Here is a 26,382-nt window from a genome sequence, read left to right on the forward strand (position 1 = left end):
AAACGGGAAATTTGTGGAATGAAATATAACCTTATTTTTTTTAGCTGCCAAGTATTTTTTTGTAAAATTGTTGACATTATTTTGAATGAATTTTTATTTACAGATATCTTATGCTTATTTTTAATATAAATTAATAGATATATTTTAATTATATTTAATTTATTAGAATAATAATCTGTAATTTAAAAACTACATTTTTAGAATTCAATTTGTAAATTTCCATCAAACTTGATAAAAGACAACATTTTGTCAACAATCCATCCGTATTTTCATGGCCGGAACCGCGTTTTTCAGAATTCGGTTTCCGTGTCGCAAGAGGCCGTCTGAAATGCTACAATGACGGCCATCAAAATCATAAGGAATATTCATGAAAGCCTATCACGACCTCATGCGCCGCGTCCTCGAACACGGCACCGACAAAGCCGACCGCACCGGCACGGGCACGCGCTCGGTGTTCGGCCATCAAATGCGTTTCGATTTGAACGAAGGCTTTCCGCTTCTGACCACCAAAAAGCTGCACCTGCGCTCCATCATCCATGAGCTGCTGTGGTTTCTCAAAGGCGACACCAATATCAAATACCTGAAAGACAACAATGTTTCCATCTGGGACGAATGGGCCGACGAAAACGGCGACTTAGGCCCTGTTTACGGCTACCAATGGCGCAGCTGGCCCGCACCCGACGGCCGCCACATCGACCAAATCGCCAATGTGGTCGAACAAATCAAAAAAAATCCCGACAGCCGCCGCTTAATCGTTTCCGCATGGAACCCCGCCCTTGTTGACGAAATGGCCTTGCCGCCCTGCCATGCGCTGTTCCAGTTTTACGTCGCCGACGGCAAACTCTCCTGCCAGCTCTACCAGCGCAGCGCGGACATTTTCCTGGGTGTGCCGTTCAACATCGCCAGCTACGCGCTGCTGACCATGATGATGGCGCAGGTATGCGGTTTGAAAGTGGGCGAATTCATCCACACTTTCGGCGACGCGCACCTTTACAGCAACCATTTCGAGCAGGCCGAGCTGCAACTCTCCCGCAAACCGCGCCCGCTGCCGACGATGAAAATCAATCCCGACGTGAAAGATTTGTTTGCATTCAAGTTTGAAGATTTCGAACTGACGGATTACGATCCGCATCCGCACATCAAAGCGGCGGTGGCCGTCTGAACATTGTCGGAAAAAGAAAAAGGCCGTCTGAAAAAACATTGCATTTTCAGACGGCCTGCTCTATATCGTGAAAGATTCGTTCTATGAATCCAACCTTCTACAACCGTTGCGCCAAACTCTGTTTCACCATATCGGCCATCACATTCCCCATCGCCCTACTCTTCGTCATCGTCTTCTCCGGCACTTTGTTTTACCGCAGCAATGGTGAAGAAACCGTGTGGGAAAACGTTACGCTGAAAGCGGTACGCGCACTCAGATCGTCGGAAACCCGACTGATTGTTTCCCGTGCGGACGGACAAAAAATCTACGCGCCCTGCTTGGGCGACGACATGTGTCCGCAATACCTGACCGATCCGCCGACCGACGCGCGCCGTGTCGTCTTTGTCAAGCAAAGCCCCGATACCGCAATCATCAAAACCATCCATTACACCCATTCCGCCACCGGCTATACCAACCGTCTGCTGAGTACCGACGAGTACGGCAGTTTCGAGAAAGACCGTGTCATCAAATCAATACGGATAATTTTGGCCGTCTCCGCTTTATCCTTATTGATCGGTCTGCTGATAAAACGCTTGTCCCCGAAATGAAAACAAAGGCCGTCTGAAAATATTCAGACGGCCTGTTCGTTTGCATTCAAATCCGATTACACTTCAATCCGGTTCGGCGTGAACGTCTCCCACTTATTACACGCGGGACAGTGCCAGAAAAACACCTGCGATTTGAAATGGCAGTTGCGGCAGCGGTACATCACGCTTTTTTGCAGCTGGCGGCCAATCACGGCGCGCATCATGTCGGCATCGGCTTTCCATTCGGCCGGCATGTCGCTCAGTTTCAAACCGAGCAAGCGGTAAACGCCGCTTAAATCGGGTTTCTGCCGAACCAAGTCCACCGCCAGTTGCGCGGCTTCTGCTTCTCCTTTGAGCAGCAGGGCTTTTTCGTAGATGACGTTGATCAAGTCCAAATCGGGGAAGGTTTTCATGTAGCCGGTCAAGCGGTTCAAGCCTTCTTCCTGCCGGCCTTGTGCGGCATAGGCTTCGTACATTTTCTCGCCGACCATGCTCAGGTAGGAGTGGTTTTGCTGCTCAATCGCGCCGTAAGCCTCGACCGCTGCGGCAAAATTGCCCTGCTTGGATTCGATGTCGCCCAAAATCATATTGGCGCGGGTGCATTTTTTGTTTGCTTCCAAGGCTTTCTGCACGTTGTAACGCGCCACGTCGAAGTTGGACTTAAACAGCGCGCCCTGTGCGATTTCACAATAAAACTGTGCAATTTCAAACTGATACGTCTGCTCATTGTGGCTCAATAGCTGCGCCATTTCGATGGCTTTCGCCCAGTCGCGGTCTTGCTGGTAAATGCTCATCAGGCGGTGGCGGGCTTCGCGCGCCATATCGCCTTCAAGCAAACCCAGAAAGATTTGTTCCGCGCGGTCGACCAAACCCGCGCTTTGGTAGTTTTGCGCCAATTCGAACAACACGCGCTCACGCTTTTCCTTCACCGTATCGGGCGATTCGAGCAGGGCTTGGTGCATATTGATGGCTTTGTCGTTTTCGCCGCGCTGGCGGTAGAGCTTGCCCAGCGTCAGGTTCAAATCATAAGACTGCGGCTGCTGGTCGACCACTTCGGCCAACTCGCGTGCGGCGCGGCCGTTGTTGCGGTCAACCAGCGCGTCCAAGCTTTTATAGAAACCGGCCGGAATGCTTTTGGCCTGTTTCAACACGGTTTTCATGTCCACCCGTGCGGCAAACCAACCCATCGCGAAAAACACCGGCAACAGGACAATCGGCAGCAGGATGACCCATAATTCGTTATCCATGAGTATCCTTATTTCTGCATCAGGTCGGTGTTCGCCGCCGGGGTAACGGCCAGTGCGGACGGCGTGGCTTTCTGAATATCCTGCTCGGTCATGCGGCCGTGTTTTTTCACTTCGGCACGCAGGCGGTTGGCTTCGCTGCGCAAACCGAGCAGACGGCCGAACAGTGCGAATATCCCGAACAGGATACCGATGACAAACGCGCCGAACAAGACCACAATCAGCGGCAGTTCTACGCTTTGCCCGGGCAGGTAGAAAAACGACACCACTTGGGTATTGCTGACTGCCAGCAATAAGAACACCAGCAGAATCAGAATTTTAATAATCAGGTAAACAATCTTCATTAGAGTCTCCGTTCATGCAGCCCTGTACACGGTCAGGCCGTCTGAAAATATCCGTGCGTAAGTTTAAACGATTTATCGGGTTTAGGATAGGACGCGGCGGCAGCGGAAACGTTCGCGGATTCGTTTTCAGACGGCCTGTTCCGTCCGCCGTATTGCTGACAATCCGTAAAACGTGTTTTTACCGCTTTGCCCGACTGTTCGGCCTTTCCGACATTTTCTCCTTGCGACGCGTAGAGAAAAATACGTTTTTCCTACTTGCCAAAACCATATCGACAGGCGTATCGTTCAATCTTTGATTTCCGATAAATCCTGTTTTTAAGAATAAGAAAGGCCAACATCATGAGCAGACCCGTTCCAGCCGTTTTCGGCAGCGTATTCCATGCCGAAATGCCGGTTATCGAATTTTCAGACGGCCAATGGCAGCCGACCCGTTGGCAGGCTTCAAGCGATTTGACCATCGCCCCGGGCGCACACGCCCTGCATTACGGCAGCGAATGCTTCGAGGGCTTGAAAGCCTTCCGTCAGGCCGACGGCAAAATCGTGATGTTCCGCCCGACCGCCAACATCGCGCGTATGCAGCAAAGCGCAGAAATCCTGCATTTGCCCAAGCCTGAAACCGAAGCTTATCTGGACGCTTTAATCGAACTGGTCAAACGCGCCACCGACGAGATTCCCGATGCGCCCGCTTCTTTATACCTGCGCCCGACCTTAATCGGCACCGACCCGGTTATCGGCAAAGCCGGCGCACCGTCGCAAACCGCCCTGCTGTATATTTTGGCTTCGCCGGTGGGCGATTACTTCAAACTGGGTTCGCCGGTCAAAATCCTGGTGGAAACCGAACACATCCGCTGCGCACCGCACATGGGACGCGTCAAATGCGGCGGCAATTACGCCTCGGCCATGCCGTGGGTGTTGAAAGCGAAAGAAGAACACGGCGCGGCGCAGGTTCTGTTCTGCCCGAAAGGAGACGTTCAGGAAACCGGCGCGTCCAACTTCATCGTCATCAACGGCGACGAATTGGTGACCAAACCGCTGACCGACGAATTCCTGCACGGCGTTACCCGCGATTCCGTGTTGACCGTCGCCAAAGACTTGGGCTACAAAATCAGCGAGCGTAACTTTACCGTGGACGAACTGAAAGCCATGATTGAAAACGGCGCGGAAGCGATTCTGACCGGCACGGCCGCCGTGATTTCTCCGGTTACGTCGTTCGTTATCGGCGGACAAGAAATCCAAGTGCAAAACCAAGAGCGCGGCATCGCCATCCGCAAAGCCATCACCGACATCCAATACGGCTTGGCCGAAGACAAGCACGGCTGGCTGGTCGAAGTGTGCTGATATATTGAGCCATGAATTTAAAGGCCGTCTGAAAGCTGATTCAATGTTTTCAGACGGTCTTTTGCTTCCCGATTCTGCACAAAACCGCGCTTATATCGTACAATAAACGGCAAACCGCAAAGGAATTGCCATGAAACACACCGCCGATAATCCCGTTATCCGCATCACGCCGCAAGATTTGCCGCTGCACTGCTCCGGCCCTGAAAACGAAAGCTGGAACGGCCACCCGCGCGTTTTCCTGCCGATTCAGTCCGACAGCGACATCGAATGCCCTTATTGCAGCACCCGCTATCATTTGGACGGCGAAATCCCCCATCATCACTATTAAACAGAGCTTATGATCCGACACACCGCCCTTTTGCTTCTCGTGGCACTTTGCACCGCGTGCGGTTCGTACAAAGCCGTACGCCCTTCCGCGCCGACGCCGGTAGTCGCCGAAGCGGAAACTTATTCCGTTAACTATGAAGCCGCCAACGGCCAGCGCATTACGGCTGTCTATATCAACAGCAACAGCCCGATGACGGTCGAGCTTCATCAGGGCAATACGGTCGAAAGCCTGAAGCAGATCCAATCATGGGCCAAAGGCGTGGAATACAGCAACCTGTCCACCCGCTGGCATGTGCAGGACGGTTTCGCCACCCTGACCCGCCGCGGCAAACCGATTGTGTTCACCGAAATCATCGAATAACGCTATCCGAATAAAAGGCCGTCTGAAAGTTTATTGATACTTTCAGACGGCCTTTGTCTTAAAAACCGAATCAAGGGATTATTCAGCCCACTTCACCCAACCCATCGCCCAAGTCAGCAGAATCAAACCGCCGAAGACGATGCGGTAATAGGCAAACGGCACATAGTTTTTCGTCGCCACAAATTTCAACAGGGCTTTCACGGCAAGCAGACCGGCCAAGAATGCGGCGACAAAACCGACGGCAATCAAGCCGATGTCTTGCAGGGTGAAAAGTTTGTAGTGTTTCAAAATATCGTAGGAAGTTGCCGCAACCATCATCGGCACGGCCAAAAAGAACGAAAATTCGGTGGCGACTTTGCGCTCCAATCCCCACAGCATACCGCCCATGATGGTGCTGCCCGAACGCGAAGTCCCCGGCACCAATGCACAAATCTGCGCACAACCGACCACAAACGCGTCAATCGGGCGCATGTCGTCAACATTCGTTACTTTCGGCACACGGCTTTGCTGACGCTTCTCCACCCACAAAATAAAAAAACCGCCCAATACCAGCATAGTGGCTACGGTAATCGGGTTAAACAGATACTGTTTGATTTCCGAGCTGAATAATACGCCGACCACCGCAGCCGGCACAAACGCCACGGCCAAGTTCAGCACAAAGCGGTTGGCTGCACGCTCTTTGCCGATGCCGCGGATGATGTTGCCGAAACGTTGGCGGTATTCGAAAATCACCGCCAATACCGCACCCAATTGAATGGCAATTTCAAACACTTTGCCGTTGCTGTGGAAATTCAGCAAATCGCCGACCACAATCAAATGGCCGGTGCTCGAAATCGGCAAAAACTCGGTCAGACCTTCGACAATGCCCAAAATCAGGGCTTTTAACAGCAATAAAATATCCATCAAATCTCTTTCAGGCAGCTTTTTATATCATACATCAGATATATTTCCCTATCAATACAAAGACTTGGGAAAGCCAAATTAAAATCCTACAAATCTTTAAATTCTAAAATGTTAAGGCATCACTTAATCGATCTTTTTATACCGACAAATCAGGGGGCGATTATTACAATTATTACAAAGTTCGTCATACTTGCCCAGCCATTGCTTACGACAACGTTTGTCCTGATTGGTTTCATCCGATTCCGAACCCTCCGTTAAGAAAATAATGATTCTGCCTGCCGGAAAAATAAAGGCAGCCTATCGGCTGCCTCATTCAGGCTGGCAACAATCATTACAAAAATCAGTGGTTGGCTGATTTTGCCAATGCCCCACCTTTGCTTTTGATACGGCTGCCTGTCTGCTTCAGTCCGCGTTCGGTACGCACTTTGGTAATCAATTCGTCAATGGTTTTCATCCCGTTTTGATAATCACCGTTGAACAAAACTTCGTATTTTCCGCCGACAATCACCGTAGGCGTGCTCTCGATGCGGTAAGTTTCGGTTAAGTCCTGCATTTTCTTCGCTTGGTTGAGATTCGCTGCAGAATCATAAGCCGCAATCAATTTTTTGCCGTCGAAACCTTTTTGCGCGGCTACCCATTGCTTGAATGTCGCACTGTCGGCCAAATTGATTTTTTGCTCATACACCGCCTTAAACACCGTAGGATTGGCTTGGTACTTCACCCCTGAGCTGTTTACTGCTGCCGCTACGCGTGCCAAGCCGAACATTTCCGGCTGCCACACCACATGCTCGGTACGCAGATAGGTGTCTTTGGCAAATGATCGGCTGTGTTTCAGCAACACCGGATCCAGATGATGGCAATGCACGCAGAAATAGCCGAAAAACTCCAATACTTCCACCTTGTCCGTCTGAATTTGCGGAATCGGTTTGGGCAGCACTTTGTAGTCCGTGCCTTCCGTAGCAGCATGAACCAGACCGGCCAGTGACAATACCGTCAGTGCGGAAAATAATTTCAACATCATCATGATTCCTTATTGAGCCGAGCGGGTAAAGCTGTTGACACCGTTTTTCTTCAAGGTCTGCTGCATATTTCGGGCAGCATCTTGCGTCAGGCTGCCGCTTTGCAAACGGTAAACGTTTTTGCCGTTGGCCGAACCTTCCACTACGCGGGCCTGCACACCCATCATCGCCAGTTTGGCACGTTGCGAATCGGCAGACGCACGGTCGGCATACGAACCCATCTGTACAATCACTTTTTTACCGGATGATTTCGGTGCAGTGGCTTTGCTGTCGGACTTGGCTGACGAACCGGCTGCTTTTTTCGCCTCATCGTTAGCTGCTTTGCGCGCTTTTTCGATGCTTCCGCTGTTCAGGATTTGTTCAGGTGTCGGTTTGGCGGATTTACGCTCGGCTTCTTTTTTGCCATCGGCTTTCTTATCCGCTGCTTTACGCTCACTATCTGCTTTCTGCTTGGCTTTCAACTCGGCTGCTTTTTTGTCGGCAGCAACTTTGTCTGCCTTAGCTTTATCGGCTTTCGCCTTTTCCGCACGTTTTTTGGCTTCCGCTTGGCGTTTGGCTTCGTCAGCCTGTTTTTGAGCCGCCGCTTTATCTGCCGCTGCCTGCTCTTCACGCTTTTGCGCCTCACGTTCGGCTGCATCACGGTCATCCTGGGTCTCATCCGTTACCTTAGACTCGCTCGGCGCTTTCGGCGTCGGAGGAGATACGGCTACCGGCGGAGCAGTAGGCTTGTCATCATCGGCCTGCGGTGCTTTTGGTTCAGACGGCGTTTCTTGTGTCGGGATGGTCTCCGGCTCGCTCGCCGCTTTGTCGCCGCTTACGGCATCATCCGGCTCCGATGCTGGCGGAGCCGCCGGCTCTTCTACCGGTTTGGGCGCGGCAGACGGCTGCAAAACTTCCGGTTCGGAAGTTTGCTCCGGCTTGCTCAGTTCTTTGAATTGGTTTTGATCGCCTTTGTTCAGGAAAAACAAAATACCGACAATTACAGCGGTCGCCAAGAGCAACCCCGAAATAAAACCGGCAATACCTTTACCATGTTGTGTCTGTTTTTTCATAACTTACCTTTGTTTTCAGACGGCCTCAAAGCATTCCATTACTCTGAACCGCCGTCCGCTATTCAGATAGGACATTCTATCAACATCTCTTATATTCGGCAAAACACATCATGCCTGCGCCGGTTTACGTTCCATCCGTTCGACCGTGCCGTCTGAAAATAGTTTGCCCGTTTGATTACCGTGAATCTTCAAATATCTACAATGCCCTGCGGAAACCGATGGCCTTCAGTACATGTCCGCGTCCGACTTCCTCATCGCCGGCCAAATCCGCCAGCGTCCTTGCCACGCGCATAATGCGGTGGAAACTGCGCGCCGAAAGCGATAATTTTTCCAGCATCGCGCCCAAGGCATCGCGCGCTTCCCTGCTGATGTTGGCCGCGCCGTCCAATTCGGTAACGCTCAAGGCCGCATTGACCTTGCCTTGCCGCGCATATTGTTTGTCCCGTGCGGCCATCACACGCCGCAGCACATCCGCGCTGGGTTCGCCCGCCTGCTGCTGCATCAGTTCCGCCGCCGACAGGCTCGGCACTTCAATCGTCAAATCGATACGGTCAAGCAGAGGCCCTGAAATTTTGCTGCGGTAGCGCGCCACGCTTTCGGGCGTACAGCGGCAGGGCTTGCTCGGATGGCCGAGATAGCCGCACGGACACGGGTTCATCGCGGCAACCAACTGGAATTTGGCCGGATACACCGCCTGCCGCGCCGCCCGCGAAATATGGATTTCACCGTTTTCCAACGGTTCGCGCAACACTTCCAAAACTTTCCGGTCAAACTCGGGCAACTCGTCCAAAAACAATACGCCGTGGTGCGCCAGCGAAATTTCGCCCGGGCGCGGATCGGAGCCGCCGCCGACCATCGCCGCCGGACTCGCGCTGTGGTGGGGCGAACGGAACGGCCGCCCGTAACTCAATTCCTGCTGATGGTTCGGCAGCAGCGAACGCAATGCCCATACTTCGACCAATTCGTCTTCGGTCAGCGGGGGCAGAATGCCGGGCAGGCGTTGCGACAGCATGGATTTGCCCGTGCCCGGCGGCCCCATCATCAACAGGCTGTGTCCGCCAGCGGCGGCGATTTCCAAAGCCAGACGTGCGGTATGCTGGCCTTTGACATCGCTCAAATCGGGCAGGTTCGGATTTTCAGACGGCCTGCCGATATTAGGACATTCGGTTTGCGCCAAAGGTTCGACCGCGTTCAAATGCGCCGCCACTTCGCCCAATGATTGCGCACCGTAAACCGTAATGCCTTTCATCACGGCGGCTTGCGCGGCATTTTCAGACGGCAGCACAAACGCGCGCCCTGCCTGCATTCCCTGCCATGCCATCGCCAACGCACCGCGCACGGGACGCAGCAGACCCGACAGAGCCAGCTCGCCGGCAAATTCGTATTGCGCCAGTTTCTCCGCCGAAACCTGCCCCGAAGCCGCCAAAATACCGAGTGCAATCGGCAAATCGAAACGGCCGGATTCTTTGGGCAAATCGGCCGGGGCAAGGTTGACGGTGATTTTTTTCGCGGGAAAATCAAAGCCGCTCTGGATAATCGCCGCGCGCACGCGGTCGCGGCTTTCCTTCACTTCGGTATCGGGCAGGCCGACGATGTTGAAATGCGGCAAACCGTTGGCAAGATGGGCTTCCACCTCGACCAACGGCGCATTCATGCCGCTTAAGGCGCGGCTGTAAACCAAAGCGAGCGACATGTTTCAGACGGCCTTATTCGGCGGTGTCTGCTTTGGTAACGGATTCTACGGCTGCCTCTACTTTGGCGGCAGACGCTTCCACTACGGCTTCTTCCGCAGCGGCAGGATTTTGCGCGGCTTCCAGCTTGGCCAAGCGCGCTTCCAGTTCGACCAGTTTGGTGCGGGTTTTAATCAACACCTGCTGTTGGATGTCGAATTCTTCGCGGGTCACCAAATCCATGCGGTTAAACGCGCTGCCGAGCATGGCTTTGACGTTTTTCTCGACGTCTTTGGCCGGACTGTTGGCAATGGTTTCGCTCAATTTTGAGGTCACTTCTTCAAACAGGTTTTTACCGAACATGACAGGTTCCTTTTCCATCAGAAAATAATGCGGCTATTGTATAAGAGAAAAGGCCGTCTGAAAACCTAAGTTTCAGACGGCCTCGGATAACGGCGTTTACAGGCCTGCGGCGGCTTTCAATGCGGCCGCTTTGTCGGTACGTTCCCAAGTAAATTCAGGTTCTTCGCGGCCGAAATGGCCATAGGCGGCGGTTTTGCTGTAACGCGGGTGCAGCAAATCGAGCATTTGCACGATGCCTTTCGGGCGCAGGTCGAAATGTTCGCGCACCAGCTTGATCAAATCGGCTTCGTTGAGTTTGCCGGTACCGAAGGTATCGATGGAAATCGAGGTCGGCTCGGCCACGCCGATGGCGTAAGACACTTGGATTTGGCATTGTGTCGCCAAACCGGCGGCCACGATGTTTTTCGCCACATAGCGGCAGGCATAAGCGGCGGAGCGGTCAACCTTGCTCGGATCTTTGCCGGAGAACGCGCCGCCGCCGTGCGGAGCCGCGCCGCCGTAGGTATCGACGATGATTTTACGGCCGGTCAGACCGCAGTCGCCTTGCGGACCGCCGATGACGAAGTTGCCGGTCGGGTTAATCAGGTATTTGGTGTCATCGGTCAGCAGTTCAGGCGGCAACACGGGCTTGATGATGTGTTTGATGACCGCCTGACTCAAGTCTTCATGGCTGATTTCAGGGTCGTGCTGGGTGGATAAAACGACGGTATCGATGCGCTTCACTTTGCCGGTTTCGCTGTCGTACACGCAGGTCAATTGTGCTTTCGCATCGGGACGCAGCCACGGCAGACGGCCGTCTTTGCGCAATTCGCTCTGACGCTGCATCAGGCGGTGGCTGTAGTAAATCGCAAACGGCATTAAAACAGGGGTTTCGTCGCACGCATAGCCGAACATCAAGCCTTGGTCGCCCGCCCCCTGGTTCAAATCGATGCCCTCACCCTCGTTCACGCCTTGGGCGATGTCGGGCGACTGCTGGCCGTAGTTCAGCACCAATTTGAATGTATCGGCGGCAAAGCCCCACTCGGGATTGTTATAGCCGATACGTTTTACGGTGGCGCGCGCCACTTGTTCGTAATCGACTTGGGCGGTGGTGGTGATTTCGCCGGCCAAAACGCACAAATCGGTGGCCACCAAAGTTTCCGCCGCCACGCGTGCGGTCGGGTCTTGTTCTAAAATCGCATCCAAAACCGCATCGGAAATCTGGTCGGCCACTTTGTCGGGATGGCCTTCGGATACGGATTCGGAGGTAAACAGGTATTCGCTCATTTCGTTCTTTCTTTAAAAACAGCAGCCTGACTTTATTTTCAGACGGCCTTCAAACATGGTTTCAATTGCGCCGGCTTCAGCGTCTTTGTTCTGCCGAACAAATTTCTCTTATTCGGACAACGGGAATTCGGTTGGTACGGACAAAAAAATTCCCGCATTAAGCGGGTTCGGTTATTGCTCTGGCGAGCCACATCGGTCTTGCGACCGTCCACCTTACCTTTCGTCTTGAAAAGCAGGTTGGCATGGAATACCCAACTCTTAATGCAGCGCGAATCATAGCAAATATGCGGCGGCATGGCAAGGTTTGCCGCCTGAATATGCGGCGTTTTTTCAGACGGCCTGCCCTTTGCAGGAATGATTATGCGCCTTTGCCGATTTCCATTACAATTCGGTCAATATCTTTACGCTTCCGAACCATGCAAACCCTGCTCATCCTACTCTTCAAATGCTTCGCCGCCCTGCCGCTGCCGCTTCTTCATATGCTGGGCAATTTTTTCGGCGGCATTGCGTTTTATTTTTTGACAAAAGACCGCGAACGCGTGCGCGCCAACATGACGCAGGCCGGTTTGCAGCCCGACGACGAAATGATTCGGACCGTGTTCCGCGAAACCGCCAAAGGTGGACTGGAACTGCCCGTCGCCTTTTTCAGACGGCCTGAGGAAATCGAAACGCTGTTCAAACAAATCAACGGCTGGGAACACGTTCAGACGGCCTTAGACAACCGTCAAGGCTTGCTCTTCATCACGCCGCACATCGGCAGCTACGACTTGGCCGGACGCTACATCAGCCAGCAGCTGCCGTTCGCGCTGACCGCCATGTACAAACCGCCGAAACTCAAAGCGATGGACGCGGTCATGCAGGCCGGACGCGTGCGCGGCAAAGGCAAAACCGCGCCGACCAGCATTCAGGGCGTGAAGCAGGTCATCAAAGCCCTGCGCGGCGGCGAAGCCACCATCGTTCTGCCCGACCATGTACCCGCGCCCGAGGAAGGCGGCGACGGCGTGTGGGTCGATTTCTTCGGCCGCCCTGCCTACACCATGACGCTGGCGGGCAAACTCGCGCAAGTCAACGGCGTAAAAGCCCTGTTTTTCGTCGGCGAACGCCTGAGCGACGGACAAGGCTTCGCGCTGCACATCGAACCGCTGCAAGGCGAACTCAACGGCGACAAAGCCCACGACGCACGCATCATCAATCAAAACGTGGAATATTGGATACGGCGTTTCCCGACGCAGTATCTGTTTATGTACAACCGCTACAAGCAGCCGGCGGGCGCGCCGGAACCGCCATATGAATGACAAAAGGCCGTCTGAAAAACAGGTTTTCAGACGGCCTTTTTCCATCATTCAGAATAGCTTCAATCGCCCGTAAGCCGCACAGATTTCGCTTGCCGCCTGCCTGGTATGCCGGTTATCGGTACCGCTTAAACCCATTGCCGTGGTTTCGACTTTCGACAAATATGCCGCGATTTCTTTCTCGCCTGCACCACGCCGAAGCATACCGGCCACTACATGCGCATAGCGTTGATATTCGTCACGGCAATTTGTTTCGTCATTGATTCCGATCGGATCCCAAACCCGCCAAAGAATCTCATCCACAACCTGACCCAGTTTTACGGCATCTGATTTGAGCGGTTTCATTTTCTTAAGTATCCCTTAAGTTTGCCTTACAAAGAAAATCGTACTTTTTCAAGGCTGCTTTATCCGTCAAATCACAAAATCCGTACCCGACAATTCGATATGCTGGTTCATATCCTGCGACGGCACTTTGGACGAGCGGCCGACGGGCTTGGCCGGTACGCCGACAACGGTAATCGACGAGGGCACATCGGCCACCACCACGCTGCCCGCGCCGATTTTGGCGTTTTCACCGATGCGGATGTTGCCCAAAATCGAAGCGTTCGCGCCAATCATCACGCCGTCTGAAACTTTCGGGTGGCGGTCGCCGCATTCTTTGCCCGAGCCGCCCAGCGTGACGCCGTGCAGGATGGAAATATTGTTGCCCAACACGGCGGTTTCGCCCGCCACAAAACCGGTGGCGTGGTCGAGCATCAGGCCGTGGCCGAAACGGGCGGCCGGATGAATATCGACGCCGAACACTTCCGACATGCGGTTTTGCAGGAAATAGGCCAAGGTTTTGCGGCCGTTGTTGTAGAGCCAATGGTTGATGCGGTGCGCCTGAATCGCGTGGAAACCTTTGAAATACAGCAGCGGCAGCGAATATTCGTCGCACGCGGGGTCGCGCTCGTAAATCGCCTGCAAATCTTCTTGCACGCTGGCGATAATGCTGCGGTCGTCGGCCAAAGCCTGCAGACAGATTTCGTTCAACGCGCGCACGTCCATAATCGGGCTGCCGAGTTTGCTCGACAGGTGGAACGCCAATACTGCGTCCAGCGAATCATGGCGCAGCACGGTTTGGTGCAGGAAGCTGGCCAGCATGGGTTCGGCATTGGCGGCGGCATAGGTTTCTTCGAGAATCGCGTTCCACAAATCGAAACCCGGGGTGTTGAGGTGGTCTTTTTTCGGGGAGGCGGACAGGATTTTTTTCATGGTGGTAAAGGCCGTCTGAAAACTGATGAAGCCGTTATCTTACCGTTTTCATTGGATTTATCATAGCCGATTGGCAGATAAGTTTATAAACGGAAATTCTCTTACTTATTTCAAGGTTATTCCCTTGAAATCTTTTCAGACGGCCTTATATGCGGTTTTATCGAGTGAATCCCAGTTTAAAAGGACATAGGAAATGACCGAACAAAACCAAGCCGTTGAAGAGGAAAAATTAGAAGCCGCAGAAGCGGAAACCGAAGCGGCGGAAACCGCCGAAGCCGAGGCGCAGGCCGAACCGACCGTCGAAGACTTGCAGGCGCGCATCGAAGAACTGGAAGGCCGTCTGAAAGACGAACAGCTCCGCGGTCTGGCCAACGAGCAAAACCTGCGCCGCCGCCATCAGGAAGAAATCGCGGCCACCCACAAATTCGCCGGCCAGAAATTCGCCGCCGAAATGCTGCCGGTCAAAGATTATCTGGAAATGGCCCTGCTTGACCAAAGCGGCAATTTCGAAGCCTTGAAAATGGGCGTACAGATGACGTTGAACGAGCTGCAAAAAGCGTTCGACGCCACCCAAATCAAAGAAATCAATCCTGCCGTGGGCGACAAACTCGATCCGCACCAGCACCAGGCCGTGCAGACCGTAGTCAGTGAGCAAGAGCCGAACACCATCGTCAATGTGATGAAAAAAGGCTATTCCCTGTCCGACCGCGTACTGCGCCCCGCGATGGTGGTTGTGGCGAAAAAAGAAGATTGAAAGCACCGCTTGGTAAAGTTTATCAAGCATAAAATTTTCAGACGGCCTTATCCGAAAACCGGAAACGCACCTGCGTTATCGGAAAATCATTCATCTGACGACAAGGCCGTCTGAAAAATATTCCCGAATTTCAGACGGCCTGTGGATAAATAAATCAAGCACTTGAATTAAATAATAAAAAAATTTGATTCCATGTCTTGAAAAAATATCGGATATCCTTATCTACAAGCCATCTGAACGACAGGTTCAAACCCATTCATTAATCAGTAATCCAATTTAATTTTTGAGGAGCTATCACACTATGGCAAAAGTAATCGGTATCGACTTGGGTACAACCAACTCTTGCGTATCCATCTCTGAAAACGGTCAAATCAAAGTCATTGAAAACGCCGAAGGCGCGCGCACTACCCCATCGGTAGTGGCCTATCTCGACGGCAACGAAGTATTGGTCGGCGCACCCGCCAAACGCCAAGCCGTTACCAACGCGAAAAACACCATCTACGCGGCCAAACGCTTAATCGGCCACAAATTCGAAGACAAAGAAGTACAGCGCGACATCGAAACCATGCCGTTTGAAATCATCAAATCGTCCAACGGCGACGCATGGGTGAAAGCGCAAGGCAAAGAGTTGTCTCCGCCGCAGGTTTCCGCCGAAGTGTTGCGCAAAATGAAAGAGGCCGCCGAAGCCTACTTGGGCGAAAAAGTGACCGAAGCCGTGATTACCGTTCCGGCCTACTTCAACGACAGCCAACGCCAAGCCACCAAAGACGCAGGCCGCATCGCCGGTTTGGACGTAAAACGCATCATCAACGAGCCGACTGCCGCAGCTTTGGCATTCGGTATGGACAAAGTGTCCGGCGGCGACCGCAAAGTAGCCGTGTACGACTTGGGCGGCGGTACGTTCGATATCTCCATCATCGAAATCGCCGATGTGGACGGCGACAAACAGTTTGAAGTTTTGGCCACCAACGGCGACACCTTCTTGGGCGGCGAAGACTTCGATCAACGCATCATCGACTTCATCATCGACGAATTCAAAAAAGAACAAGGCATTGATTTGAAAGGCGACCCGATGGCAATGCAGCGCGTAAAAGAAGCTGCCGAAAAAGCCAAAATCGAGTTGTCGAGCGGCCAGCAGACCGAAATCAACCTGCCGTACATCACGATGGACGCGTCCGGTCCGAAACACTTGGTGTTGAAACTGACCCGCGCCAAATTCGAATCTTTGGTGGAAGACCTGATTAAACGTTCCATCGAACCTTGCCGCGTCGCCCTGCAAGACGCAGGCTTGAGCGCAAGCCAAATCGACGACGTGATTTTGGTCGGCGGCCAAACCCGTATGCCTAAAGTGCAGGAAGAAGTGGAAAAATTCTTCGGCAAAGCACCGCGCAAAGACGTGAACCCCGACGAAGCCGTGGCCGTGGGCGCAGCGATTCAGGGCGAAGTATTGGGCGGCGGCCGCAGCGACGTACTGCTGCTCGACGTGACCCCGTTGTCTTTGGGTATCGAAACCATGGGCGGCGTGATGACCAAGCTGATTCAGAAGAACACCACCATTCCGACCAAAGCGTCGCAAGTGTTCTCGACTGCCGAAGACAACCAGTCGGCCGTAACCATCCATGTGCTACAAGGCGAGCGTGAACGCGCTTCTGCCAACAAATCACTGGGTCAGTTTAACTTGGGCGACATCGCTCCGGCACCGCGCGGTATGCCGCAAATCGAAGTCACTTTCGACATTGATGCCAACGGTATCCTGCACGTTTCCGCCAAAGACAAAGGCACCGGCAAAGCCGCGAACATCACCATCCAAGGTTCTTCAGGTTTGAGCGAGGAAGAAATCGAACGCATGGTGAAAGACGCGGAAGCCAATGCCGAAGAAGACAAAAAACTGACCGAACTGGTGGCCTCGCGCAACCAAGCCGAAGCCCTGATTCACTCAGTGAAAAAATCTTTGGCCGACTATGGCGACAAACTGGAAGCCGATGAAAAAGCCAAAATCGAAGACGCTTTGAAAGCCGCCGAAGAAGCCGTCAAAGGCGAAGACAAAGCCGATATCGACGCCAAAGCCGAAGCCTTGGGTACAGCCAGCCAAAAACTGGGCGAAATGGTTTACGCCCAAGCGCAAGCCGAAGCACAGGCCGGTGAAGGCGCGGCTCAAGACGGTTCGTCCAAGAAAGACGACGATGTCGTTGACGCCGACTTTGAAGAAGTGAAAGACGACAAGAAATAATTGCGACTTTAAATCCAATCATTGATTGTTGAACAGGCCGTCTGAAAAATTTCAGACGGCCTGTTTTATTGTCTGCCAGCAAGCGCAGAGTGTGCATTTATGCATACGCGGAACAATTTGGACATACCGTCTGAAAACCAGGATTGTTCAGACGGCATGTGACTTTAATCAATACAGGAAGTCATATTAAATTGCGTGGATAGCAAATGCCCACACTACGCTTATAGGCGGAATAGACTGCATCAGCAAAATATACTAAACCTCCACGACTGAATTATTGGGTTCTGAGCCCAACAACAATGACGGATTTTAAGTTTTACAAAAATCTCAGCCCAATCAAAAGGCCGTCTGAAAACTTTTTCAGACGGCCTTTGCCATAAAGAAAACCGCCTGCCTTTATCGGCAAGCGGTTGTTTTTTTATTCGGTATCCAAACCGAAATTCGGTTGCAGCAGCGCGCACGGTTGGCGTTCGAAACGGCTGCGGCGGCGGCCGGCGATTCTGCCGCACGCGACACCGGGATCGTTTCTGTCGGCACGCGTTTTTTCGGCACGATCGCTGCGGGCGTTGCGCTGATACCGTTCGCTGCGCGGGCTGCGTTCGTTCCGCTCACCGCCTCGGCTGCGGTTTTCAGACGGCCTGCGTTCGGTTCGGGAAGCCTCGTCGCTGCCCCACCACAGCGGCTCGAAACCTTCGATACGCTCCACTTTCAAATCGTTGCCGGTCAATTCTTTGATGGCTTCGAACATTTTCTGTTCGGTTTTGTCCATCAGCGAAATCGCCACGCCGTCGGCACCTGCGCGGCCAGTACGGCCGATGCGGTGCACATAGTCTTCGGCCTGCGTCGGCAGCTCGTAGTTGATGACAAAAGGCAGCTCGGCGATGTCCAAACCGCGCGCGGCCACATCGGTCGCCACCAATACGCGCAGACTGCCTTCTTTGAACGCGTTGAGCGTCTCCAGACGGGTTTGCTGGGATTTGTCGCCGTGAATCGACTGGGCGGCAATGTTGCGGCGCACCAAATCGCGCGTTACCTGATCGACGCTCTGCTTGGTTTTGCAGAACACGATGACTTGGTTCATATCCAAATCGACAATCAGGCGTTCCAAAAGGTTGCGTTTTTGAATGGCGTCCACCGCAATGATGTGCTGCTCGACATTGGCGTTGGTGGTGTTTTGCGCTGCCACTTCCACCAACTCGGGCGCGTTCATAAAGTCTTGCGCCAGCTTGCGGATGGGCGGCGAAAACGTGGCGGAAAACAGCAAAGTCTGACGCTGCTTGGGCAGCATCTGCATGATTTTGCGGATGTCGTCGATGAAACCCATATCCAGCATGCGGTCGGCTTCGTCGAGCACCACGATTTCGACTTTGCCCAAATTGATGTTTTTCTGCTTCACATGGTCGAGCAGGCGGCCGACCGTTGCCACGACGATTTCGCAGCCGGCGCGCAAATCGGCGGTCTGTTTGTCCATGTTCACGCCGCCGAACAAAACGGTATGGCGCAGCGGCAGGTTTTTGATGTAGCCCTGCACGTTTTGGTCGATTTGGTCGGCCAGCTCGCGGGTGGGTGTCAACACCAACATACGCACGGGGTGCATGGCGGGCGAGGTGCTGGCGGTGGCGTAGCGTTTCAAACGCTCCAAACTCGGCAGCATAAAGGCGGCGGTTTTACCCGTACCGGTTTGGGCGGCGGCCAGCAAATCGTGTCCGGCCAAGGCTTTCGGAATCGCGGCGGACTGAATCGGCGTCGGGTTCTCGTAACCCTGCTCGGTCAGGGCGGAAACGATTTCGTTGCCCAAGCCCAAGGTTGCAAATGGATTCATAAACTTGTCTTTCTGTTTCAGACGGCCTGACAGAGGCCGTCTGAAATCGGCAATCGTGATAATGTGTTGAAACCGCAACGCACAATGTCTGCGGCCGGAAAAAAGGAAGGAAAACGGATTATGCCATAAAATACGCCCTGCTCCCACCTGCTTATCGGGCAGGCCGTCTGAAAAAATGAAGCTCCCGACGACGGACTTGCCGGCAGGGAAATATGTTTGGACAGCCCGCCGTCATTCACATGAAAACCTTTTCGGATAAACAGATTTTATCCCGATGCCTGTATCCGGCAAGCGGTTTCGTGTTAAATTACCTTTTCCTATAACCCGCTCATTTATCGGTAGAATATAGGAACCCTTTGATGAAGGAGCTTGAAAATGAAGATTAAAAACATAGTGCTTGCCACGCTGGTGAGCAGCGCACTGATGATGCCGTCGGTCGGCCAAGCCGAAGACGGCAGACGTACCAGCACGGCAAAATCCACTGCCATCGGCGCGGCCACAGGTGCAGTTGTCGGCGGATTGGTGAGTAAAGACAGGAAGAAAGGCGCGTTGATCGGCGCCGCAGCCGGTGGTTTGGCGGGTGCGGCTTATTCTTACCACCGCAACCGCAAAGCCGATGTCATTGATTACAGCGACAACGACTATTATGACGGCCGCAGACGCTATGACGATGACGACCGCCGCTACGGCCGTTATGACGACGATGACGACGACCGCAGACGCCACAGCCGTTACGAAGATGACGATGATGATGACGATCGCCGTTACCGTCGAAGCCGCTATGATGACGATGACGATGATTGATTCTCCGGCCGGGGATTAACGGCCGATCCGGCATAGCTGCAATTATTTTGTTTTTAACTGCCAAGGCCGTCTGAAACATTTTCAGACGGCCTTGCTGCATAAATGCCATATTTTCAATATGAACCGTTGCAAACCATCGGATACCGGTTCGTTTTATTACTTTTTTAATAAATTACGCTGCAATGACAGATTAAATTTAACCATACAAGCTTTTGAGTTTGATGATTTTTCATTTTTGTCATTAACGAAACCGTTTTGACTTGACAAAAACTTTACACCAAAAAAATGAAACTAAATCCGTCTTTTGGCACTCAATGACCTTGCAGACTTGCTTTTGCTTGACCGAACCCGATTCGGTAAACATCAATAAAACATAGGAATATACAGTATGAAGACTTTATTTATCTCCGTTGCAACCGCCGCCCTGCTGCTGACTGCATGTTCAAGCAACAAAACCGCTGAAACCGAAGCACCTGCTGCTGCTCCGCAAGTCAGCCTTGAAGAAGCGATTGCACAATGTCAGCAAAGTGCCGGCCAACCTACCGATACTGCTGCATTTGACGCTTGTATGAAAGACAAAGGTTTCCAACGTCAAGCCGGTAACCAAGCTCCTGCTGCCGCCCCTGCGTCTGCTGCAAAATAAGCAAACAAATCAAGGTTGACGGACTTTTTCTACTCCCTGAAAGACCGTCGGCAAACAACTTGAAAACAAAGGCCGTCTGAAATTTTTTCAGACGGCCTTTGACATAATAAGACAAGACTACAACGCACGGTCGAAATACAAATCCACGCCGCACGCCTCGCTCATACGCATCAGGTAATCCATCACGTTTTGCGGCCATTCGATGCCGCGCACCACGGTCAGGTTGCGCAAAATCGGGAACAGCAAAATATCTTCCATCGACGCTCCGCCGTCCACACCCGTGCCTTCTTTGCTGATTAAAGCTTCTAGTTCCTGCAAATCGGCATGGATGCGTTCCAGATATTGCGCGGTTTTGTTGAGATTGGTTTCAAAACTGCCGATGTTTTTTTCCTTTTTATCGACAAAATACTTCACCGCCTCCGCCGTGGCAAATTCGGGCAGGCCGATTTTGACGGTGCGCGGCTGAACCAGTTTGTTGTTGTATTCGCCGACTTTGTCCAGCCAAGCCTGCAACTCGGGGCGGATGTCTTCTTTCAGACGGCCTTTGCCTGCCGCTTCATCGACATAGCGCACAATATCGAGACTTTCGCCCATAAACGAGCCGTCTTCTTTCTGCAGAATCGGCACCTGTTTCGCACCGATCATGCCGATGGGCGTGGCTTCGTCGTCGTTCATTAAAATTTCCGTTTCCAAAGGCAGGCCACGCAAGCCGAAAATCATGCGGGCGCGCACGCAGAACGGGCAATGGTCGTAAACATAAAGTTTCATGGTTTGCTCCTGAAAAATAACCTTGATACCTTAACACCGCAGGCCGTCTGAAACAAGGCCGGCATTTTCAGACGGCCTTGATAATGATGTACGCAATAATTCTATCCATAGTACCAACAGCTATTATTCACACCTGCCAATCCTGCTACAATGACGTTTCCGTAACCGACTTTTTCCTACGCCATGAACGGAATCTCCACCATCAGCAACATCGCCTCCGATTTCGACCAATACCGCGCCTGGTTCGCGCCCTATCTGGCCGCACAGTCCGAAAGCGATGCCGCCCTGCTTCAGACGGCCTTGAAGCTGGCCGAACAATATTATCCGCACGATGCCCTGACCTTCAGCGGCGAACCGGTTTTGAGCAACCTGATGGGCGCGGCGAAGATGGTGAACGAAATGGATCTGCTGCCCGATGCCGTGGCCGCCACCATTCTGGCCGACATTTCGAGCTACTGCGACAACTGGCAGGAAACCGTTACCGAACAATGCAATGCCACCGTGTGCGAGCTGATTAAAGGCATAGACGAGGTGCAGAAGCTGACCCAGTTTGCCAGGGTCGACAGCTTGGCCACGCCGGAAGAGCGGGCGCAACAGGCTGAAACCATGCGCAAAATGCTGCTGGCGATGGTGACTGACATCCGTGTGGTGCTGATTAAGCTCGCCATGCGCACGCGTACCATGCAGTTTCTCGGTTCTCAGGAAGATTCGCCCGAAAAACGCGCATTGGCCAAAGAAACACTGGATATTTTCGCGCCGCTGGCCAACCGCTTGGGCGTGTGGCAGCTCAAATGGCAACTGGAAGATTTGGGCTTCCGCCACCAAGAGCCGGAAAAATACCGCGAAATCGCACAGCTTTTAGACGAAAAGCGCACCGAGCGGCTGGAATACATTGAAAATTTCCTGAATATTCTGAGCGGCGAACTCAAAAAATACAACGTGCATTTCGAAGTGGCCGGCCGCCCGAAACACATCTACTCCATTTACAAAAAAATGGTAAAGAAAAAGCTCAGTTTCGACGGGCTTTACGACATCCGCGCCGTGCGGATTCTGGTCGATACCGTGCCGGAGTGCTACACCACGCTGGGGATTGTCCACAGCCTGTGGCAGCCGATTCCGGGCGAATTCGACGACTACATCGCCAACCCGAAAGGCAACGGCTACAAAAGCCTGCACACCGTCATCGTCGGCCCCGAAGACAAAGGTGTGGAAGTGCAGATACGCACGTTCGACATGCACCAGTTTAATGAATTCGGTGTCGCCGCCCACTGGCGTTACAAAGAAGGCGGCAAAGGCGATTCGGCTTACGAACAGAAAATCGCGTGGCTGCGCCAACTGCTCGACTGGCGCGAAAACATGGCCGAAAGCGGCAAGGAAGACTTGGCTTCGGCGTTCAAAACCGAATTGTTCCAAGACACGATTTATGTGATGACGCCGCACGGCAAAGTCTTGTCGCTGCCCGCGGGGGCTACGCCCATCGACTTTGCCTATGCCTTGCACAGCAGCATCGGCGACCGCTGCCGCGGCGCGAAAGTCGACGGCCAAATCGTGCCGCTCTCCACCGCATTGGAAAACGGGCAGCGTGTGGAAATCATCACCGCCAAAGAAGGCCATCCGTCGGTCAACTGGCTGTATGAAGGCTGGGTCAAATCGAACAAAGCCATCAGCAAAATCCGCGCCTTTATCCGCCAGCAAAACGCCGACGCGGTCAGGGAGGACGGTCGCGCCCAACTCGACAAGCAGCTGGTGAAAATCAGCCCGAAACCGAACCTGCAGGAATTGTCGGAAAAACTCGGCTTCAAGAAACTCGACGATTTGTACACCGCCATCGGTCAGGGCGAAATTTCCGCACGGGCGATTCAGAAAGCCTGCGGCGCGCTCAACGAACCGCCGCCGGTACCCGTGGACGAAACCACCATCGTCAAACAGTCGAAAATCAAGAAAGGCGGCAAAAACGGTATTCTCATCGACGGCGAAGACGGTCTGATGACGACGCTGGCCAAGTGCTGCAAACCCGCACCGCCCGATGATATTGTCGGTTTCGTGACCCGCGAGCGCGGCATTTCCGTCCACCGCAAAACCTGCCCGTCGTTCCTGCACTTGGCCGAACAGTCGCCCGATAAAGTGCTGAACGCAAGCTGGGCGGCATTGCAGGAAGGCCAGGTCTTTGCGGTGGACATCGAAATCCGTGCGCAAGACCGCGGCGGTTTGCTGCGCGATGTCTCCGACGCGCTGGCACGCCACAAACTCAACGTGACCGCCGTGCAGACCCAATCGCGCGATTTGGAAGCCAGCATGCGCTTTACGCTGGAAGTGCGCCAAGTCAGCGATTTGCCGCGCGTCTTGGCGAGCCTGAGCGACGTCAAAGGCGTATTGAGCGTCACCCGTCTGTAAAACCGTTCAGGCCGTCTGAAAATATTTTCAGACGGCCTTTCCATTGAAAGGGCTTTGTCATGCGTTTAACCGAAATCCACCGTTACCCCGTCAAATCCATGCGCAGCAATGCGCTGAGCGAATCCGCCGTTACCCCGCAAGGTCTGCCGCTTGATCGCGAATGGCTCGTTACCACGCCCGACGGCACCATGCTGACCGCGCGCAAGTTCCCGAAAATGCTGTTGTGGCAGGCCGAAGCGGATTCAGACGGCCTCACGCTCACCGCACCCGACGGCAGCCGCCAAACCATTTCCGTGCATGAAATGAATCAGGAAGGCGAAGTCGCGGTATGGAAAGACCGCTTTCAGGCATTCGGTACAGCAAACGACATCAACACCAGGCTGAGCGGACAACTCGGCGTAGAAGCACGTTTACACTGGTTAGGCCGTAAAAGCACGCGCATACTGGCGCATTCGCAAACGCCGCTCTCGTTCGCCGACGGTGCGCCTTATCTGCTGACCAATACCGCTTCGCTGGCCGAACTGAACACTTATCTCGACGAACCGGTGGAGATGGCGCGTTTCCGGCCGAATCTGACCGTTGACGGCAACACGGCTTTTGAAGAAGAACAATGGCGGCGCATCCGCATCGGCGAAGTTGAATTTGAACATTTCAAACCCTGCGTCCGCTGCGTGATGACGACCGTCGATTTGTCCACCGGCCTGCGCCATCCGCAACACGAGCCGCTCTCCACCCTGACCGTCGCGCGCAATGCCGTGTTCGGCGTCAATCTGATTGCATTGAACGAAGGGTGTATCCGTGCGGGCGACGAAGTGGAGGTTTTGGCTTGGCGGTAACTGCCGAACCCAACCCACCGCATCCCAATGACCAAAGGCCGTCTGAAAATCGTGGAAAAGTTGTTTTCACGATTTTCAGACGGCCTTCAACAAAATACAGTGAACTGAAATCAGAAATCTGCATCGTTGGCTGCGCCTTGCTGCCTTGTATCTTTCTGGTTTTAGTTTGATATACCGTTCGGCTTGCCGAATCAGCCGATTTTCAGCCAATCTGTTACCGCGGTTTCCCGGCTTTGTCGGCCTGTTTCTTAACCCAAAAGAACAGAAACGCCGCAATCACGCAGATTGACAGCAGCGTAATCAGCGATAAAATACCGACGGGCGATTTGAAGAGTTCCGCAAAGACTTCCATGATTATTCCTTATTGATTATGTTGGAAAATATGCAGAATATTATAAATTAATCATGACATCGGGTTTTGACTGAAGTCAAATATCATACAGCCGAATAATCAGTAAAAAGGCCGTCTGAAAATTTTCAGACGGCCTCCATGTTTGAAACAGCAAAATCAGTCGGCTGCGGCTGCGGTTTCATTGGTTAAGCGTTTTAAACCGCCACCCAAGGCTTTATACAGATCGGCCAGATTTTCCAAACGGGTCAGCTGGGTTGCCAATACCTGCGTATCCGAACCGTAACTGCTGCGCTCGGCATCCAGCAAATCCAGCGCGCTGGATACGCCGTGGCGGTAACGCAGATTGATTAAACGCAGCGAATCGCCGTAAGCGCGGCTTTGTTTGACTAACGCAGCATACCGCTGGTCAAGCTGCTCGCGTGCCACCAGTGCGTTGGAAACATCCTGGAATGCAGACTGAACGGCATTTTCGTAAGCGGCCACTTGGGCTTGCTGGCGCAGCTTGGCAACATCAAGGTTGGCTTTGTTGGTGCCCCAGTTGAAAATCGGGATGCTGATGGTCGGCCCGAACGACCACATGCGGTTCGGGCCTTTAAACAGGCCGTCCAATTCGGTCGAGCCTGTGCCTAAAGAACCGGTCAGGCTGATGCGCGGATAAAATGCCGCACGTGCCGCGCCGATGTTGGCATTGGCCTGTTTCAGGGCAAACTCCGCCGCACGCACGTCAGGACGGTTGAGCAATACCTCCGAACTCAAACCGGCAGGCAGGCGTTCGATTTTGAACTGGCGGCTCAACGGCAGGCCTTTCGGCAAATCGTCGGGCAGCGGCTGGTTAATCAGCAATGCCAAGGCATTGCGTGCCTGCTCGCGTGCTTGTACGGCGGAAGCGTAATCGGCTTTGGCCGATTCAATCAGGGCTTCCTGTTGGCGCAGGTCAACCGCCGAAATCACACCGGCTTTATGGCGCAGTTTGGACAAATCATAAGTCGCTTCGCGGGTTTTCAAGACGCGTTGCGTCAACGCCATCGATTCTTCCGCGTAACGTTCGTTGAAATACGCCTTGGCAATGCTGGAAACCAAGGTCAGATGGGCGGCATCGCGGGCGGATGCGCTGTTGAAATAACCTTGCAGGGCGGCTTCGCTGGTGCTGCGGACACGGCCGAACAAATCCAGTTCGTAAGAAGCCACGCCCAAGCCCACGGTGTAGGCTTCACGGACGTATGACGAACCGGTGGCACTCATATCACGGGCGGTACGCGAGCGGGTCGCATTACCGCTGCCGTCGATGCTCGGCAGCAAATCATTGCGGGCAATCATGTATTGTCTGCGGTAGATTTCCGCGTTCAAAACAGCTTGGCGCAAATCGGTATTGCGTTCCAACGCAATTTCAATCAGACGGTGCAGACGCGGGTCGGCAAAATAATCCTGCCAACCCAGCGAAGCGGCCTGAATGCCCGGTTCGGCAGTATCGTATTTGAAGGTTTCGGCTACGGCTACGGTAGGCTGTTCGTACTTGGGAATCATGGTACAGGCCGACAAAACGGCAGCGGCCAAAATGCCCAAAACGGGTTTGAAATTTACATTATTCATGTTTTATCCTTGAGGCCGTCTGAAAAAA

At 53.2% G+C, this 26,382-nt stretch carries 26 protein-coding genes and 1 riboswitch; of the genes, 12 read left to right on the forward strand and 14 right to left on the reverse strand.

Annotation, left to right across the window (positions count from 1 at the left end; translation table 11 throughout):
* The first annotated feature begins 367 nt into the window (after positions 1-367).
* Both ACM67E_RS09345 and ACM67E_RS09350 read left to right on the forward strand, forming a co-directional pair.
* Positions 368-1,162 carry a thymidylate synthase gene (locus tag ACM67E_RS09345; protein WP_416191177.1) on the forward strand — a complete coding sequence of 265 codons (795 nt, stop codon included), beginning with the start codon at positions 368-370 and terminating at the stop codon, positions 1,160-1,162.
* A gap of 83 nt (positions 1,163-1,245) precedes the next feature.
* The gene (locus ACM67E_RS09350; protein ID WP_416191178.1) at positions 1,246-1,749 is read left to right on the forward strand and encodes a hypothetical protein; all 504 of its coding nucleotides are present in this window, start codon (positions 1,246-1,248) and stop codon (positions 1,747-1,749) included.
* 56 nt (positions 1,750-1,805) lie between these two features.
* On the opposite strand, the gene lapB is transcribed toward ACM67E_RS09350, so the two are convergent.
* On the reverse strand, positions 1,806-2,975 hold the full coding sequence (gene lapB, locus ACM67E_RS09355) for a lipopolysaccharide assembly protein LapB (protein WP_416191179.1): 1,170 nt from the start codon (positions 2,973-2,975) through the stop codon (positions 1,806-1,808).
* 8 nt (positions 2,976-2,983) lie between these two features.
* Positions 2,984-3,316 (reverse strand): LapA family protein, encoded by a 333-nt coding sequence (locus ACM67E_RS09360; RefSeq protein ID WP_416191180.1) that lies wholly within the window; start codon positions 3,314-3,316, stop codon positions 2,984-2,986.
* Between the two features lie 339 nt (positions 3,317-3,655).
* On the opposite strand from ACM67E_RS09360, the gene ilvE reads away from it, so the two are divergent.
* From ilvE to ACM67E_RS09375, 3 genes are all read left to right on the forward strand, one after another.
* Complete coding sequence (gene ilvE / locus ACM67E_RS09365; RefSeq protein ID WP_416191181.1) at positions 3,656-4,654, forward strand: branched-chain-amino-acid transaminase; 999 nt, start codon at positions 3,656-3,658, stop codon at positions 4,652-4,654.
* A gap of 130 nt (positions 4,655-4,784) precedes the next feature.
* Positions 4,785-4,982, forward strand: a complete 198-nt coding sequence (locus ACM67E_RS09370; protein ID WP_416191182.1) for a zinc-finger domain-containing protein — start codon at positions 4,785-4,787, stop codon at positions 4,980-4,982.
* Between the two features lie 12 nt (positions 4,983-4,994).
* On the forward strand, positions 4,995-5,342 hold the full coding sequence (locus ACM67E_RS09375) for a hypothetical protein (RefSeq protein WP_416192769.1): 348 nt from the start codon (positions 4,995-4,997) through the stop codon (positions 5,340-5,342).
* A gap of 78 nt (positions 5,343-5,420) precedes the next feature.
* Here the strand turns inward: ACM67E_RS09375 and ACM67E_RS09380 are convergent, their stop codons facing one another.
* The 6 genes from ACM67E_RS09380 to metK form a co-directional block, all read right to left on the reverse strand.
* A complete protein-coding gene (locus ACM67E_RS09380; protein WP_416191183.1) occupies positions 5,421-6,245 on the reverse strand; it encodes an undecaprenyl-diphosphate phosphatase in 825 nt (274 codons plus the stop codon).
* A gap of 340 nt (positions 6,246-6,585) precedes the next feature.
* Positions 6,586-7,266, reverse strand: coding sequence for a thiol:disulfide interchange protein DsbA/DsbL (locus tag ACM67E_RS09385; protein WP_416192770.1), 681 nt, complete (start codon positions 7,264-7,266; stop codon positions 6,586-6,588).
* 9 nt (positions 7,267-7,275) lie between these two features.
* A complete protein-coding gene (locus tag ACM67E_RS09390) occupies positions 7,276-8,316 on the reverse strand; it encodes an SPOR domain-containing protein (protein WP_416191184.1) in 1,041 nt (346 codons plus the stop codon).
* 196 nt (positions 8,317-8,512) lie between these two features.
* Positions 8,513-10,009 (reverse strand): YifB family Mg chelatase-like AAA ATPase, encoded by a 1,497-nt coding sequence (locus ACM67E_RS09395; RefSeq protein ID WP_416191185.1) that lies wholly within the window; start codon positions 10,007-10,009, stop codon positions 8,513-8,515.
* A 13-nt stretch (positions 10,010-10,022) separates the two neighbouring features.
* On the reverse strand, positions 10,023-10,349 hold the full coding sequence (locus tag ACM67E_RS09400) for an accessory factor UbiK family protein (protein WP_416191186.1): 327 nt from the start codon (positions 10,347-10,349) through the stop codon (positions 10,023-10,025).
* A 96-nt stretch (positions 10,350-10,445) separates the two neighbouring features.
* The gene (metK, locus tag ACM67E_RS09405; protein ID WP_416191187.1) at positions 10,446-11,615 is read right to left on the reverse strand and encodes a methionine adenosyltransferase; all 1,170 of its coding nucleotides are present in this window, start codon (positions 11,613-11,615) and stop codon (positions 10,446-10,448) included.
* A 160-nt stretch (positions 11,616-11,775) separates the two neighbouring features.
* Positions 11,776-11,885, reverse strand: a riboswitch (SAM-I-IV-variant riboswitch).
* A gap of 146 nt (positions 11,886-12,031) precedes the next feature.
* Between metK and ACM67E_RS09410 the strand changes: the two genes are divergently transcribed.
* Positions 12,032-12,910, forward strand: a complete 879-nt coding sequence (locus tag ACM67E_RS09410; RefSeq protein ID WP_416191188.1) for a lysophospholipid acyltransferase family protein — start codon at positions 12,032-12,034, stop codon at positions 12,908-12,910.
* A 48-nt stretch (positions 12,911-12,958) separates the two neighbouring features.
* On the opposite strand, the gene ACM67E_RS09415 is transcribed toward ACM67E_RS09410, so the two are convergent.
* Entirely contained in the window at positions 12,959-13,252 is a 294-nt protein-coding gene (locus tag ACM67E_RS09415; RefSeq protein ID WP_416191189.1) for a hypothetical protein, read from the reverse strand.
* Between the two features lie 66 nt (positions 13,253-13,318).
* A complete protein-coding gene (cysE, locus tag ACM67E_RS09420; RefSeq protein WP_416191190.1) occupies positions 13,319-14,161 on the reverse strand; it encodes a serine O-acetyltransferase in 843 nt (280 codons plus the stop codon).
* Between the two features lie 193 nt (positions 14,162-14,354).
* On the opposite strand from cysE, the gene grpE reads away from it, so the two are divergent.
* Entirely contained in the window at positions 14,355-14,915 is a 561-nt protein-coding gene (gene grpE, locus ACM67E_RS09425) for a nucleotide exchange factor GrpE (RefSeq protein WP_416191191.1), read from the forward strand.
* 301 nt (positions 14,916-15,216) lie between these two features.
* Complete coding sequence (gene dnaK / locus ACM67E_RS09430) at positions 15,217-17,145, forward strand: molecular chaperone DnaK (RefSeq protein WP_416191192.1); 1,929 nt, start codon at positions 15,217-15,219, stop codon at positions 17,143-17,145.
* A 418-nt stretch (positions 17,146-17,563) separates the two neighbouring features.
* Here the strand turns inward: dnaK and ACM67E_RS09435 are convergent, their stop codons facing one another.
* Positions 17,564-18,967 carry a DEAD/DEAH box helicase gene (locus ACM67E_RS09435; protein ID WP_416191193.1) on the reverse strand — a complete coding sequence of 468 codons (1,404 nt, stop codon included), beginning with the start codon at positions 18,965-18,967 and terminating at the stop codon, positions 17,564-17,566.
* 375 nt (positions 18,968-19,342) lie between these two features.
* Between ACM67E_RS09435 and ACM67E_RS09440 the strand changes: the two genes are divergently transcribed.
* Positions 19,343-19,771 carry a YMGG-like glycine zipper-containing protein gene (locus ACM67E_RS09440; RefSeq protein WP_416191194.1) on the forward strand — a complete coding sequence of 143 codons (429 nt, stop codon included), beginning with the start codon at positions 19,343-19,345 and terminating at the stop codon, positions 19,769-19,771.
* A gap of 388 nt (positions 19,772-20,159) precedes the next feature.
* Entirely contained in the window at positions 20,160-20,414 is a 255-nt protein-coding gene (locus tag ACM67E_RS09445) for a hypothetical protein (protein ID WP_416191195.1), read from the forward strand.
* Positions 20,415-20,531: 117 nt separating this feature from the next.
* On the opposite strand, the gene ACM67E_RS09450 is transcribed toward ACM67E_RS09445, so the two are convergent.
* Positions 20,532-21,182 (reverse strand): GrxB family glutaredoxin, encoded by a 651-nt coding sequence (locus ACM67E_RS09450; RefSeq protein ID WP_416191196.1) that lies wholly within the window; start codon positions 21,180-21,182, stop codon positions 20,532-20,534.
* Positions 21,183-21,365: 183 nt separating this feature from the next.
* Between ACM67E_RS09450 and ACM67E_RS09455 the strand changes: the two genes are divergently transcribed.
* Both ACM67E_RS09455 and ACM67E_RS09460 read left to right on the forward strand, forming a co-directional pair.
* Entirely contained in the window at positions 21,366-23,576 is a 2,211-nt protein-coding gene (locus ACM67E_RS09455) for a RelA/SpoT family protein (RefSeq protein WP_416191197.1), read from the forward strand.
* A 59-nt stretch (positions 23,577-23,635) separates the two neighbouring features.
* Complete coding sequence (locus ACM67E_RS09460; protein ID WP_416191198.1) at positions 23,636-24,412, forward strand: MOSC domain-containing protein; 777 nt, start codon at positions 23,636-23,638, stop codon at positions 24,410-24,412.
* A gap of 214 nt (positions 24,413-24,626) precedes the next feature.
* On the opposite strand, the gene ACM67E_RS09465 is transcribed toward ACM67E_RS09460, so the two are convergent.
* On the reverse strand, positions 24,627-24,764 hold the full coding sequence (locus tag ACM67E_RS09465) for a DUF3149 domain-containing protein (protein ID WP_416191199.1): 138 nt from the start codon (positions 24,762-24,764) through the stop codon (positions 24,627-24,629).
* A gap of 156 nt (positions 24,765-24,920) precedes the next feature.
* Positions 24,921-26,354, reverse strand: a complete 1,434-nt coding sequence (locus tag ACM67E_RS09470) for an efflux transporter outer membrane subunit (RefSeq protein WP_416191200.1) — start codon at positions 26,352-26,354, stop codon at positions 24,921-24,923.
* Positions 26,355-26,382 lie beyond the last annotated feature (28 nt).

The sequence above is a fragment of the Neisseria sp. CCUG12390 genome, from assembly GCF_047837985.1.
Taxonomy (GTDB): domain Bacteria; phylum Pseudomonadota; class Gammaproteobacteria; order Burkholderiales; family Neisseriaceae; genus Neisseria.